The organism is Pseudomonas sp. AB6 (assembly GCF_034314105.1).
GTDB lineage: Bacteria > Pseudomonadota > Gammaproteobacteria > Pseudomonadales > Pseudomonadaceae > Aquipseudomonas.
Genome location: NZ_JAVIWJ010000001.1, coordinates 2,225,060 through 2,237,920 on the forward strand (window position 1 = coordinate 2,225,060; position 12,861 = coordinate 2,237,920).

Consider the following 12,861-nt stretch of genomic DNA (forward strand, 5'->3'; position numbering starts at 1 on the left):
TCCGGCGTCTTGGTGACGCCGTTTTTTTGTCTGCCTCCACCTCCCCACATTCGCCAGTGTTTTGCCAATCGATACCATTTGTCTGCCGCCTCGAACTCCGTCGGAAATCCCTCAGTCCATCTTCTGTAAGCCAGAAGACGAGCAGCCCGAAGTGTGAGCTGAACGTTCTCCTTTACTTTTAAAGGCATAAACGACGGTGAATGATGATGGCCACAACCTACGAGAACTCATCCAGCGGTAGCGACCAAGGCGGCAAGCCAGCCGCTACGGAGCATTTGCAACACTTGCAAGACGATGCCAAAGCTGCCCTTCAGGGCGCTAAGGAACACGGTGCAGCTCAGTTCGAACAGTACCGGGATACCGCGGCGGACCAGATCGATCATTTGGCGCAAACCGCCAAATCGGCAGCGGAGCAGTTTGAAGAAAACGACACCTTGGGCTTGTCCCACTACGTCACTGATATTGCTCAAGGCATGACCAGCCTTGCCGACAACCTTCGCGGAAAAAGCGCTGATGAACTGTTACGCCAGGCCGGCCAACTTGCGCGGGAAAATCCAGCCTTGTTCCTCACCGGTAGCATCGCCGTCGGATTTGGCTTGTCGCGCTTTTTGAAAGCATCAAGCTCGGACCCCTCATCGGGTACAGATGCCTCTAAATCACCGTCAAAAGCGCCTGATGCTCATGGCGGGTCCGGCTATAAATCCGAGTCCGACTCGTCTGCCAGCAGCAAGCAAGGTTTTCCGACCCCGCCGCCTCGCACCGATGACGTTTACCACAGCGCACGACCGGGGGTGCCCGATAGCTTTTCAACGTCACCGCTGAATGAAAAAGCTTTTGGTCCCGGCCATTTATCTGACGATTTGCCCAGAGACGGGCTTTCCAAAGGAGAAGTGTGATGCCCACAAGTCAACAGTTCCCACCGTCCGGCGCACCTGAAAACGAGTCGTCAATCATCAGCCTGATTCGTCAATTGGCCCACGAAGTGCCGGCGTTGGTTACCAAAGAGTTGGCCTTGGCCAAAGCAGAAATCAACGAATCGATCAACACCACCAAGACCGGCATTGCTGCCGTTGCAGGCGGCGCCATGGTGCTGTTTGCCGGGTTGATCATTTTGCTGATGTCGGCGGTTTATGCGCTGGCAATGATAATGGCCCCCTGGCTAGCCGCACTGATTGTTGGCGTGGTGGTCATGGTCATCGGCGTGGTTATGCTGCAATCGGGCAAAAAAACCTTTGACGCCACCCACTTCACGCCCGAGCGCACAGTGAACTCCTTGCAAAAGGATAAGGAAGCCATTCAGAGGAAAGTCTCATGAGTACTGACAGCAGTTTTGAAGACAATCGCTATGACAACACCGGTTACCAGACCAGCCCTCCAGGCGCCAGCAGCCTTGACGTCGAGTCGCACAAGAGCCCGGAATCATTGGAGCGTGAAATAGACGCGCAGCGCTCTAGCATCGGCAGCCTGGTTGACGCGCTAGAAAGCAAGCTTTCCCCCGGTCAATTAATCGATCAAGTGATGTCCTTTACTCGCGGCAATGGCGGTGAGTTTTTTAGCAATTTGGGTAATACCATCAAGGCTAATCCGGTACCTACGTTGCTGACCTCGGTTGGCGTGGTGTGGTTGTTGATGGGTTCGAACAAAAGCCCCAGTTACTCTAACGCGTCATCAGGCCCGTCGATGTTTGACGCATTGGGCAACCGCATCAGCAACATGGCTGATAAGGTTTCCGATACGTTGGGCAATGTCAAAGCGAAGGTGCAGGATAAGGCTCACGACCTCCAGGATGGCGCAAGCCGTCTCAAGGATAAGGCCAGCCACTTGACTGATAGCGTGACAGATAAAATGTCGTCGGCCGGGCATCAGGTGAATATGGGCTCCCATGACGCGACTCACGCATTGCACCAGCAATCTGAAAATATAAAGTCGGGCTTCAATTACCTGCTAAACGAGCAACCCTTGGCATTAGCTGCCATCGGTATCGCGCTGGGCGCGTTAGCAGGTGCCGCACTGCCTATCACGGACAAGGAAAATCAGATGATGGGGCACGCCAGCGATTCGCTGACGGACAAGGCAAAACAGATGGCCAGTGAGGGCTACGACAAGGCCGCCGAAATCGGTAAGGACATGGCCAACGAGGTGAAAAAGCCCGTGGAGGATAACGATAAGGATGCATCGTCAAATGGCGCATCGTCTGACCATCAGGCCTTTAGCAGTCAGCAGCCACCCAACAATCAGTCGACTGACACCCCGCAGTCGAACAACTCTCACAGCAACCCGGGTTCTACTCATGGGTTGGGATAGTCCATGCGCGGTGCCTGAGCGTAATGGATAAAAGCGTTTAAGTTGTAGATGAAAGGCCCTGGAGGGGAACGGGGCCTTGCATTCGGGGCGAACCACCTCAATCACTGGGCTACGAACGCTCGACTCCTGCAAACTCATTCAAACGTTCGCCTAGTTTTTCCTTGGACCACGTAATAAATGCCCGGGAGCGAATCGATACCCGCCTTGACGGCAAGTACACCAATGAGACCGGCAGCGGCTCTGGCTGATAATCGATAAGCACTCGTTCCAGCTTTCCTTCATCAATCAGTTGCTGAACCTGATAAGACAGGAAGAAACCTACGCCCACTCCCGACAGACACGCCGAAATGGCTGCATCGCCATTATTAGTAGTCATCCTGATATTGTTCATTTTCACCGTCACCGGTTTGCCGTGATCCTGCAACGTGAGCTGAGCGCCTGACACCAATCCACCCAAGCGAATGAACGGCGCATTGGCAAGGTCCGCCGGGCTTTTGATGGTTCTCAGTATCGCCAGCAACGTGGGGCTCGCACACAGATAACGGCGCACTTGGCCAACTCGCACGACGACCAGATCAGGTGCCGAGACATGACCGATGCGCACCGCGATGTCGATTCCCTCCTCGAGTAAATCCGTTACCCGATCAATCAGATTCAAAGTCACAGTGACATTGGGGAAGCGGGTCATAAACCCGTTTAACACCGGCGCCACATGCAGGCGTCCGAACAATACCGGCGCCGTGATGTTTAACGCACCACTGGGCTCGCTCTCTCTATCGCGAAACACATCTTCGATGTGTCCGATCTCGCGAATCACGGTGCGACACACCTCGGCGTATAACCGCCCCTCTTCAGTGATACGTACTTGCCGAGTAGTACGCTCAAAAAGTCGCACTCCCAAATGCTGCTCGATAGACGCCAAGACCCTGACGACCGTGGGCAGAGAGACATCAAGTTTTTCCGCCGCAGCCGTGAGGCTACCGTGGTCGACAATTCCAAGCACCACCCGCATTGACTGCATAGTGTCCATGGGCATTCCTTTATTAGTCCGTTATATGGAGTAATGATCTTCCGATTTCAGCATTTATTCAACTTGGCCAGTCCTTTAACATCGATTCAGGCAAAACAAACCCACGCTCCAAACGCTCTGAAGGTGCTCGCTATGAAGCTTTATTTTCACCCGCTCTCAGGTCACTCCCATCGCGCACTACTGTTTCTTTCATTGCTGGGCGTCGACCATTCGTTGACTGAAGTCGATTTACTCACCAGAGCTCAAAAAAGCCCGGAGTTCCTGAACATCAATCCCTTCGGACAAGTCCCTGTGCTGGAAGACGGCGACCAGCTGATCAGTGATTCCAATGCAATCCTGGTGTACTTGGCGAAAAAATTTGGCAGAACCGATTGGCTGCCGGAAACCGCTTTGGAAGCCTCGCGTGTTCAGCGTTGGTTATCAGTGGCTGCGGGGGAAATTAACCGGGGCCCGGCTTCGGCTAGATTGGTCAACGTTTTCGGCGCAAAACTTGACGCAGTGGACACGATCAACCGTTCACATGCCATTTTGAAACAGGTTGAAAAGGCGCTCGAGGGCCTTGACTGGATTGTCCCAGGCCTCCATCCAACCGTGGCTGATATCGCACTTTACAGTTACATCGCCAGAGCACCGGAAGGCGACGTGGATCTGGCGGCCTACCCGCTGATTCTTGGCTGGTTGACCCGGGTTGAAAATCTGCCTGGCTTCGTGCCATTCCAAAAAACCTCTGTGGGGCTGACCGCCTAGGCATGTCAGTTGGTAAACCCACTTAATTAGGGCAATAACGAGGGCGATGCCATGATCACAAAATTGGAGCAACAAACAGAATCGCCTTGGCATGCGGGTGAGCTGGCAATTCAACAAAGCCTTAACGTCGCCGAACGCATGGATGGGCTAGGCCGGCGCAACATCCGCGACCACTTGGTTGAGCAACACCGCAATTTTTTTGCTTTGCTGCCCTTCGTAGTGCTGGGAGCAGTAGATGCAGAGGGCGATGTCTGGGCTACCTTGCGCGCCGGTGAGCCGGGGTTCGCCTCTGCGCCCGACCTCAACAACTTAACACTGCAACTGCCACGAGACCTTGCCGACCCGGCAGAAAGCGGCCTGGATCAAAGTCACAACGTCGGCTTGTTGGGAATCGATATGGGAACCCGACGGCGTAACCGCCTAAACGGCTCGATCAACAGAAGTGACGATTCGGGATTTAGCATTGTGGTCGAAGAAAGCTTCGGCAATTGCCCGCAGTATATTCAGCTACGCCAGTTCGGTTTCAATCGGCCTGCTCAAGCGCTAACGTCGGCCTCGGTGTGCTGGCTAGATCGGCTGGATGACCCTGCTCGCGAACTGATCGGCAACGCCGCTACATTCTTCGTAGCGTCTTACGTTGACCATGAAGACGGGCGCCGTAAAGTCGATGTCTCGCACCGTGGCGGCAATCCTGGGTTCGTCCGAGTCGATGATGACGGCACGCTGATGATTCCAGACTTTGCCGGCAATCTATTTTTTTGCACCCTCGGTAATTTTTTGCTTAACCCCAAGGGCGGGCTGGTGTTTGTTGACTTTGCCACCGGAGAGCTACTGCAGATGACCGGGGACGTCGAGGTCATTCTCGATTCGCCACAAATCGCCACATTCCAGGGTGCTGAACGACTATGGCGTTTCACCCCGCGACGTATCGTTCGCCGAGCGGATGCGCTGTCCCTGCGCTGGACGGCGGGACCGCAGTAATCACACATGACCTGCATCGGGTCGGTGGACAGGAACGTGGTGGGAAGTTGGCTTGCCGATAACAGCGTCAATACAAGCGACCCGAGTTCACCGGCTTAAATCAGCGGAGCATGACAGGCCCCGCTTTTGTTACCCGACAACGGGAAAAATCAGTCTGCCAACGTCAGACGCTGGACGATTTTGTCTTTAACCAACAAGCGTTTTTCCTTGAGCTTTTTAAGTTGATCATCGGTTACATATCCCGAGGCTCCGGACTCAGCTTCGACGACTTCGGCGTCAACTGCTTCATACGAATCAAGCAATTGGCTGAGCCTGTCGTCGTTGCTCCTAAGCGCGGCGACGTCTTCCTTTGTAACGTTAAGATCCTTTAACAAATCGTGTTTGACCGGCATGCCTTCACCTCTCCTGAACCTGTGACGAGTCGTCAGAATATGAGACGGGTTCTTGGGAAAGTTTAGGCATAAATGAACACTCTCTTCCTGCGCACCCAGAACTACACGAACCCCATACTCCTGCAAATTGTAGTTTGCAGGACGCATTGCGCTAGTGAGCGTGAGAGGGAAGCAAGACCCGAATGATCAAGTCAGCGTTGGAGCGTTGGACGTGGCGCTGCTGATTGAAGTGCTGGTGCTAAATTATTTCAGGGTATCCGAGCGTCGGCAGCAGGCTTGCCAAGCTGACGCGCAATCTTAAAAATAATCCAGGAGGCAGTTTGCTGGCGAACATTTCTATCCCCGCAAACGCCTTGCCTCATACGCTTTGAGGTGGGTATAAGCGACCCCCAACATCGACAAACCAGCCGTTCCAACGGCATCTGCATCCCGACGTGCAACCAGATCGCCGAGCACATGGTCAACCTCGACCGGCGCGCCACGCTCTATATCACGCAGCATTGAAGCGGTCATTTTGGAGCCTGGCAACGTCAGCATTTTTACAAAGCGCTGGTACACCTCCGGGCGTATCGGATAACCAGCTTTGTCGGCAACTTCAGCGCACTCCCTCAACAAGTTGAGAATCAACGATTCCCCGCCGGCGACCAGCACATCACCGATGGCCGAACGCATAGAGCCGGTGATGCCTGCGCCCGTCGCTATGAAACACCATTTTTCCCACATTTCCTGAAGAATGCTCAAGCTGAGCCTGGCCTCAAAGCCGGCACCAGCCAACGCATTGGCGATCTGCTGGGCCCGTGCGGTCGATTCACCGCCCAGCTCACCAAAAGTAAGCTGATTGGTCTCGTTGAGGTGCACGATAGTGCCCGATGCGTCTCGGTCCAGTGAAATCAGGCATTGTCCGCCTAACACATTGAACTGGCTGAAACGTACGGCCAAACGATCAAGGTGAGCCATACCATTAAGCAGCGGCAAAATAGCTGTATCAGGACCGACCGCCGCGGCGAATGAATCCATCGCTGCATCCAGATCGTAGGCTTTGCAACTCAGCAATATAAGATCATACGGACCGCTCAGCTCCTGACTCGCAATATGCGGGGGCGCGGGATAGTCGATATTGCCTAGCGGACTTCGCACAACCAGGCCGTCACGGTCGAGCTCTTGAGCGCGGCCAGGTCTGACCAAAAACGTCACGTCACGTGCCGCCTCCAATAACCGCCCACCGAAGTAACCGCCTATCGCACCGGCCCCGACAATCAAAATGCGCATCGCTACTGACCTCCTTGCTGAAAGACACAAAGGCTTAATTTAGGCACAAGCCAAAAATTACCTGAGCCGAGAATAGAGGATACAGACCCACCCTTCTATATTAAATTATCATCATCATCTATTAGAAAGCCATCAAAAACAAAGGCCAAAAAAATCCCGAACAGCGTGTGCTACTCGGGATTAATCAGCTATCGGGCTGATGCGTCTTAGAACTTCGCGGAGACCATACTGGGCCAGAAAAACGGCCCATCATCCTCTTGACGTGCTTGGCGCCGGCGATCAGACACCACCATCTGTGCAACGGGTACGCTGAGCCGGGCCGAGACCGACCCGATTGCGACGCGGCTAGCATCGTTATGAAACTGCCAGACCCCATAAATCCGCCCATCGAACGACGGCTCGCTGCCCAAGCGTGGATCGACACCCAAGCCCGAACCGAGCCCAAAAAGATGCAAGCCGTATAAGCGCTGACCATTGGCGTCCAGTGGGCAGCCGGACGGGTCTGAATCCAGCCCTCCTTTTACCTCACGCAATTGAATCGGACTGCCATCGGCATATTTCAACGCAGGAAGCCGGGGTTGGTAGCCGGTGCATTGCACCACGACGCTCGATTCAGCTAACGCCTGACTGGCGAGTTCGTACTGTTGTCCCAAGCCTGGACCTGATTGCAACAAACGAACACGCACACCATTTGGGCTGATTCGGCCGTTTTGAAGAATATTTCGACCAACCTCCAATGCGCCGTACCGCAAGCCGCCAGAGCGATTCACTCGGCCCGATATAGGGCAAACATCATTCACCGGATCGAACACATAACCGCTAGCCAGTGCCTGCTCAACACTTTCATAGAACAGCCGAATCTGCGACCGATGCACCAGCGTCAACTCTTCAAGACCCACGCTTTGCAGGGCCTTGGCGAGGTTTTCGAGGATTGAGAAGGCGCTGTGTGAACCGCCCACCACCGTGAGGCGTCCGCCCTTGGCAATCGTCGGAGCAAAAAGAGCACGTAAATCATGCGAACTCATGCGCAACAACGTGTCAGCGCTTTGCACACTGGAGGCGGGCGGCAATGCCAGGCCCTGATCAGCCAATGCATTCAGCAAATGCTGAGGATCCTGATGCCCCCCCAGGTTAAGTACCAAGGAGCGGCAGCGAATCACTTGGGAGCGCCCGTTATGCTCAACCCATACCTGATACTCATCGGCGCTGCTGACGACTTCGGTAATCGTCGTACTGCTCCAGACTTCTACGGCGAAATGTTCGACCAGGTGGTCTAGCACTAACTTCGACGCTTCGGCGAGCAACTCACCGACTTCTGACAATAACGGGGCAACAAACGCTTGATTGCGAATACGCCAATACGCTGGACTGCGTTCCAGCGGCTCGAAAATATCCCGTAGAGAAGGGTCACGCAGGCAATCGAGAAATACGTCGCCGACTGAGTTAGCCGTAATCTGATAATCCCCTAGCCGGCCAATTCCTGGAAGTGGACTAGCATCGACGATTATCAAACCTTGCCGAACCAACTCCGGCAGACTGCCACTTTTCAACGCATTAAAAATCAACCCCATGCCTGCGGGGCCGGCACCCCCTACTACACAACCGCAAACAGTTTCCAGTTGGTTTCCAAACATGATGTCGTGCTCCGCATTTGAAAAGGACTGTCGGTTCTAGTTTTTATCGACGACACGCGTTGATTCACAGCAAAGGACTGCCGGAAGGCCATTCGAAGTCGGACGAAAGTTATAACGTGGACGGCTGCGAGCAACGTCAACGAGAACAAACATGAGGGGGATGGAATAATGCCGAGCATGGCTACCGCCGGGCTATCCCAAAAAAGTTAATGAAGTTAAATCAGCGACGTTAAACCTAACTGCGCCATTACACCGTTAGCGCAACCATCTACTCGCACGAAGGGCCCCCTGCAAAACCGTTTCCTTCCCTCAAAACAAGGAAAAGCAATGCGGCTTGGATATCCCCAGTGCCCTTTACCAGCGATAGATTGATAATTTCAAAGTTCATGAAAAGTGTCAAATTTATGGTAATACGTAAAATTGTAGGTTTAAGAGCACTAAGACTTTGATAATTATCATGTAATTTTTTTGACGCCGACAATTAAACGCTCAACCAATACAAGTTTAATTTTAATAATCGATTTTGACACTAGCGCCCCTTCGTGCCGGCGAATGAGGCTGTCACCCATCGTCACTAACGAGAACTTTAATATGCAGCGGTAACAGGCTCCCCATGGGAGCCATTCAACTTTAATACCACCCACTGCTTAACCGCACTTCAGTTCATTCCTCGTCGAAATAACAACTCGCTCAGGATTGCTGCAGCGAATAAATGAAGCGGCGCGGGCTATGTCCTCTCCCAAGGGCCGGTCATCGGCGTATACGGCGATCTCCTGCCGTAGCGCTTGGTAAAGCGCCGCAGTTCGCGGTGCGGGGTGCAGTGCACTGTTCAATAGGTCGTAACTTTGGCTAGCGGCCAGCAGCTCGATGGCGAACACATTTTCGAGATTATCGAGTATCAATTGCGCTTTAAGGGCAGCGGGGGTTGCGTGACAGAGGATGTCTTCCTGCAAACCGGAAGTCACCCCGCCGTCAAGACTGGCGGGTGTTGCTAGACGTCGGTTATGCGCCACCAACGAAACAGCGGTGTATTGGGCAATCATAAACCCCGACTCAACGCCACTCTCCCCCGCCAAAAAAGCCGGTAGGTGGTTGATCAGCGGGTTGACCATACGATCAATTCTGCGTTCTGAGATTGAGCCCAATTGCGCCATGGCGATGCCGAGTTGATCCATGGCCAAACCGATGCCCGCGCTGACCGCATGGGCTTGAGAGTAAATTTCCGGTGCTTGGGGAGTGCCACACACCACCGGGTTATCGGTAACACTCGCCAGCTCCTGATCAATTACCACCGCAACTTGATCAAGGACATCGCGAACCGCGCCGTGAACATGGGGAATACTGCGCAAGCTCAAGGCATCTTGGGTTTGTCGGCCGGCAGCCGCTGCCAGAATTTGCGAATCTTCAAGCCAATGGTTCAAACGCTGGGCCACGTATTTCTGCCCCGGCGACGCTCGCAGCGCCATGGGTGCCGGATGCATTGCCCTAATTTGGCAGCGTTGGGTTTCAAAACTCATGGCTGAAATGCAATCTGCCCAGTCCATTAAGTGCCCGGAGCGCTCCAACAGCAGGCACCCAAGGCCGGTCACACAAGGCGAGCCGTTGACCAGGCACAACCCTTCCTTGGCTTCCAGTACAAACGGTTCCAATCCGAGTCGATGTAACGCAGCGCCGGCAGTTAAACGTTCATTACCAAGGCGGCAGTCACCGTGGCCAATCATCACCAAGCCAATGTGCGCCATGTGACTGATATAACCCACCGATCCCTGATGCGGTACTAGCGGGGTACATCGGGCATTGAGCAGCGCAACAAGGCGCTCCACCAGTTGTAGACGCAACCCGGAATAACCGTGGGCGAAATTATTGATAGCGCACACCATGATTGCTCGGGTCTCACTTACCGATAACGGTGTACCCAAGCCCACCGCATGGCTCATCAAGATATTACGTGACAAGGCGCTTTGCTGCGCGGGCGCAACCACCGTGTTGGACAACGCCCCGACCCCGGTATTTACCCCATAAGCGCGGATATTCTTCTCTACCACCGTGCGCACTATGGCGTTTGCCGCCTCGATCCGTGCTTTGGCCGGTAAAGACAACTCCAGAAGCGCCTCCTCCTTTGCCACCTCTACAACCTGTGTCCAAACCAACGACTGATCGAGGATTACGCGCTTCATACAGCTACTCCCAATGAATTCAAGGTTCGTCGCCACGACCACCTCGTCAGCCTAAGCAGATCCATGCGTGAGAGGCTTTTATTGAAGCGGGGACAAAGTACGTTAAGCTCACTGTACTAAGTAGTAAATGCGGTGAATTCTCATGCAATCCATGCTTTTAGCTCATGCAACGGACAAGCCTAATTTTCAACTGCGATTGCCACCGTTGCGCGGCTTGGAAGTGTTCGCAGCAGCGGCGCGTTACGGTACGTTTAGCCGTGCAGCCAAGGAGTTATTTGTCACCCAAAGCGCGGTCAGTCGGCAGATACAACAGCTGGAGGAGCACCTAGGGGTGATCTTGTTTATCCGCCACAAAACCGGCCTGCGGATGACGCCGGAAGCGGAGGCATTGCTGCCTGTGGTGGATGACGCTTTCGCGCGCCTGACTAACATGTGCAACAGCTTGCGCACCTCGAGCCAAGTATTGACCCTGCGCATGCCGCCGACTTTGGCCACCCGCTGGTTTTTGCCATTGCTGCCCAGCCTGCGCCTGTTAATGCCCGACGTAGACGTGCGGGTGACTACCTACGACGCCTGGGAGCCTCGTTTCGAGGACAGCGACATTGATGCTGCGATTATTCACGGGCGTGGCGATTGGAAAGGGGTCGAGGCCATTGCGTTGATGGCGGAGCGACTCACCCCGGTGTGCTCGCCGGAGATGGCCAAGCGCCTGACGCAACCGGCGGACTTGAAGGCGATGCCGCTGCTGCATTGCATACCGGCAAACGGCTGGAGCCGCTGGCTGGAAGCTGCCGGGGTCGGCAGCATCGCCTCCCATCGCGGCCAGACATTCGACACCCTGGACCTTGCATTATCGGCGGCAACCCGTGGACAAGGCGTTGCCTTGGGCGACCTGAATCTGGTGCGAGAGAGTTTGAAAGACGGGGTGTTAGTGGCGCCGTTTGAAACGGAGCTTAATCAGGGCATAGGCTATTACCTGATTTACCCAGCAGCACGGGCGCAGTTGCCAAAAATACGAGCACTAAGGGAGTGGCTGCTAGATGCAGTTTAAGCACCACGCACCAAACGTTTACCAAATGATCTTAGGAACTCATCTAACGCCTATACACGAAACTATACATTTTAAGCGCGGTCGTACAACTCAAATCGGCCTCAACCTATTAGCGCGCTACCCCGCTTTCGCATGGACCTCGCCCCGAAGTCCGACATTATTAGCCAAGTCATAACGCAATTCAGCTACGAGATCAGATATGTCCCTGCTGGTATTAAGTCTATTCAATGAGATACCAGTAACACATAAATCCACTCGTTCGGAGTCAGCATCGGATATCTGAACTGTCATTGAATAATCGGGTGCCACAGTGCAAATGCAGCGTAACGGTAAAAAGGCGCGTTCAATAATGCCACGCAACTCCAACGTGGATAGCCTGTATGCAATCATCACACCCTCCTCAAACGAGACAGTTAATAGCACTCACCCGCTGCGCTCAAATTATAATTTCTGCGATCACATCTAAACGCCGCCAATTAGTCGGCGCCTTATTAATGAACGAATTCAAACTTTATACCGCACCTCTTTACAGATGCAATGAGCATAGGAGGCAGCTTCTTTATTAAAGTTATACCTTTCATTTACAAAACGTATAGAAGAAACGTTTCATCCATCGTTTAGAACACAGCCGATAAAGATTCAATCTTATTGGATGTTTTTTTAGTGGAGGTGGAAAGCACGTCGCTCTTCCCACTTCCCCTCAATCTAGTCTGGCGAGCGTTACTCAGGCGCCCATTCCGGCTTTTCAACCCGCAGGTTAATCAACGCTACCCGCGCGCCATGTGTGTCCACCCGCTCTTCGATGGAAAACGGTCGAAAACCCAGCTTAGGATAAAACAACAAACCCGGCACATTGTGGTTGAAGCACGACGCCGTCAATTCTCGCGCTTCATGTTTATCAAACGCAATGTCCATCATGCAGCCGATCAAATACCTGCCCACGCCACGGGATCGATTGCCCGGCGCAATAATCACGTTGCCTAATGAACATCGTCCCCGGAACTCCCAACGTGACAAATTGGCGAAGCCGACCACCTGATCATCCATCTCAATGACCGTCGAGTCCGAGCGACTTTCGATAGCATCCCTTAGCTGCGCGGGCGTTAGCGGATAGCGTGCTTTGGGAAACATATAAAACAACTCGTCAGTACTCTGCGGAAAACCGCAGATTACCGCGATGTCTTTTTCTTCTAGGGGACGATGAAGAAACATGGGCAGGAAACCTCTTGAAGAACAGGAGCGAATGCTAACGTAAATCAGATGCGATAGATCGCAA

General features: G+C 53.6%; 13 protein-coding genes. 6 read left to right on the forward strand and 7 right to left on the reverse strand.

Translation table 11 applies throughout. The features are described 5' to 3' along the window. The first annotated feature begins 206 nt into the window (after nucleotides 1–206). From RGW60_RS10525 to RGW60_RS10535, 3 genes are read left to right on the forward strand one after another with little or no spacing between them, the layout of a single operon-like run. Nucleotides 207–896 (forward strand): hypothetical protein, encoded by a 690-nt coding sequence (locus tag RGW60_RS10525; RefSeq protein WP_322204444.1) that lies wholly within the window; start codon nucleotides 207–209, stop codon nucleotides 894–896. Then, the gene (locus RGW60_RS10530) at nucleotides 896–1,315 is read left to right on the forward strand and encodes a phage holin family protein (RefSeq protein ID WP_322204446.1); all 420 of its coding nucleotides are present in this window, start codon (nucleotides 896–898) and stop codon (nucleotides 1,313–1,315) included. The genes RGW60_RS10525 and RGW60_RS10530 overlap by 1 nt, the downstream gene beginning before the upstream one ends. Then, nucleotides 1,312–2,304 (forward strand): DUF3618 domain-containing protein, encoded by a 993-nt coding sequence (locus RGW60_RS10535; RefSeq protein WP_322204447.1) that lies wholly within the window; start codon nucleotides 1,312–1,314, stop codon nucleotides 2,302–2,304. The genes RGW60_RS10530 and RGW60_RS10535 overlap by 4 nt, the downstream gene beginning before the upstream one ends. Before the next feature lie 109 nt (nucleotides 2,305–2,413). Here RGW60_RS10535 and RGW60_RS10540 read toward each other — a convergent pair whose 3' ends face one another. Further along, the gene (locus RGW60_RS10540; RefSeq protein WP_322204448.1) at nucleotides 2,414–3,334 is read right to left on the reverse strand and encodes a LysR family transcriptional regulator; all 921 of its coding nucleotides are present in this window, start codon (nucleotides 3,332–3,334) and stop codon (nucleotides 2,414–2,416) included. Between the two features lie 132 nt (nucleotides 3,335–3,466). Between RGW60_RS10540 and RGW60_RS10545 the strand changes: the two genes are divergently transcribed. Both RGW60_RS10545 and RGW60_RS10550 read left to right on the forward strand, forming a co-directional pair. Then, nucleotides 3,467–4,081, forward strand: a complete 615-nt coding sequence (locus tag RGW60_RS10545; RefSeq protein WP_322204450.1) for a glutathione S-transferase — start codon at nucleotides 3,467–3,469, stop codon at nucleotides 4,079–4,081. Between the two features lie 51 nt (nucleotides 4,082–4,132). Then, nucleotides 4,133–5,062: a pyridoxamine 5'-phosphate oxidase family protein gene (locus tag RGW60_RS10550; protein WP_322204452.1), complete on the forward strand. Its 930-nt coding sequence runs from the start codon at nucleotides 4,133–4,135 to the stop codon at nucleotides 5,060–5,062. Nucleotides 5,063–5,211: 149 nt separating this feature from the next. On the opposite strand, the gene RGW60_RS10555 is transcribed toward RGW60_RS10550, so the two are convergent. From RGW60_RS10555 to RGW60_RS10570, 4 genes are all read right to left on the reverse strand, one after another. Further along, a complete protein-coding gene (locus RGW60_RS10555; protein WP_322204454.1) occupies nucleotides 5,212–5,454 on the reverse strand; it encodes a DUF465 domain-containing protein in 243 nt (80 codons plus the stop codon). A gap of 336 nt (nucleotides 5,455–5,790) precedes the next feature. Further along, nucleotides 5,791–6,723 carry a ketopantoate reductase family protein gene (locus RGW60_RS10560; protein ID WP_322204456.1) on the reverse strand — a complete coding sequence of 311 codons (933 nt, stop codon included), beginning with the start codon at nucleotides 6,721–6,723 and terminating at the stop codon, nucleotides 5,791–5,793. Between the two features lie 206 nt (nucleotides 6,724–6,929). Further along, on the reverse strand, nucleotides 6,930–8,357 hold the full coding sequence (locus RGW60_RS10565; protein WP_322204458.1) for a pyridine nucleotide-disulfide oxidoreductase: 1,428 nt from the start codon (nucleotides 8,355–8,357) through the stop codon (nucleotides 6,930–6,932). Between the two features lie 647 nt (nucleotides 8,358–9,004). Beyond that, nucleotides 9,005–10,534, reverse strand: a complete 1,530-nt coding sequence (locus RGW60_RS10570) for a histidine ammonia-lyase (protein ID WP_322204461.1) — start codon at nucleotides 10,532–10,534, stop codon at nucleotides 9,005–9,007. Nucleotides 10,535–10,676: 142 nt separating this feature from the next. Here RGW60_RS10570 and RGW60_RS10575 point away from each other — a divergent pair, with 142 nt between their 5' ends. Then, nucleotides 10,677–11,585, forward strand: coding sequence for a LysR substrate-binding domain-containing protein (locus RGW60_RS10575; RefSeq protein WP_322204463.1), 909 nt, complete (start codon nucleotides 10,677–10,679; stop codon nucleotides 11,583–11,585). 117 nt (nucleotides 11,586–11,702) lie between these two features. Here the strand turns inward: RGW60_RS10575 and RGW60_RS10580 are convergent, their stop codons facing one another. Together RGW60_RS10580 and RGW60_RS10585 are read right to left on the reverse strand one after the other, a co-directional pair. Next, nucleotides 11,703–11,975, reverse strand: a complete 273-nt coding sequence (locus RGW60_RS10580) for a DUF1652 domain-containing protein (protein WP_322204465.1) — start codon at nucleotides 11,973–11,975, stop codon at nucleotides 11,703–11,705. A gap of 330 nt (nucleotides 11,976–12,305) precedes the next feature. Then, nucleotides 12,306–12,797, reverse strand: coding sequence for a GNAT family N-acetyltransferase (locus RGW60_RS10585; protein ID WP_322204467.1), 492 nt, complete (start codon nucleotides 12,795–12,797; stop codon nucleotides 12,306–12,308). Nucleotides 12,798–12,861 lie beyond the last annotated feature (64 nt).

Excerpts from the sequence above, each read along its gene's own strand:
- RGW60_RS10525 (WP_322204444.1), top strand. The coding sequence starts at position 207 with ATGGCCACAACCTACGAGAACTCATCCAGCGGTAGCGACCAAGGCGGC.
- RGW60_RS10530 (WP_322204446.1), top strand. The coding sequence starts at position 896 with ATGCCCACAAGTCAACAGTTCCCACCGTCCGGCGCACCTGAAAACGAG.
- RGW60_RS10535 (WP_322204447.1), top strand. The coding sequence starts at position 1,312 with ATGAGTACTGACAGCAGTTTTGAAGACAATCGCTATGACAACACCGGT.
- RGW60_RS10540 (WP_322204448.1), bottom strand. The coding sequence starts at position 3,334 with ATGGACACTATGCAGTCAATGCGGGTGGTGCTTGGAATTGTCGACCAC.
- RGW60_RS10545 (WP_322204450.1), top strand. The coding sequence starts at position 3,467 with ATGAAGCTTTATTTTCACCCGCTCTCAGGTCACTCCCATCGCGCACTA.
- RGW60_RS10550 (WP_322204452.1), top strand. The coding sequence starts at position 4,133 with ATGATCACAAAATTGGAGCAACAAACAGAATCGCCTTGGCATGCGGGT.
- RGW60_RS10555 (WP_322204454.1), bottom strand. The coding sequence starts at position 5,454 with ATGCCGGTCAAACACGATTTGTTAAAGGATCTTAACGTTACAAAGGAA.
- RGW60_RS10560 (WP_322204456.1), bottom strand. The coding sequence starts at position 6,723 with ATGCGCATTTTGATTGTCGGGGCCGGTGCGATAGGCGGTTACTTCGGT.
- RGW60_RS10565 (WP_322204458.1), bottom strand. The coding sequence starts at position 8,357 with ATGTTTGGAAACCAACTGGAAACTGTTTGCGGTTGTGTAGTAGGGGGT.
- RGW60_RS10570 (WP_322204461.1), bottom strand. The coding sequence starts at position 10,534 with ATGAAGCGCGTAATCCTCGATCAGTCGTTGGTTTGGACACAGGTTGTA.
- RGW60_RS10575 (WP_322204463.1), top strand. The coding sequence starts at position 10,677 with ATGCAATCCATGCTTTTAGCTCATGCAACGGACAAGCCTAATTTTCAA.
- RGW60_RS10580 (WP_322204465.1), bottom strand. The coding sequence starts at position 11,975 with ATGATTGCATACAGGCTATCCACGTTGGAGTTGCGTGGCATTATTGAA.
- RGW60_RS10585 (WP_322204467.1), bottom strand. The coding sequence starts at position 12,797 with ATGTTTCTTCATCGTCCCCTAGAAGAAAAAGACATCGCGGTAATCTGC.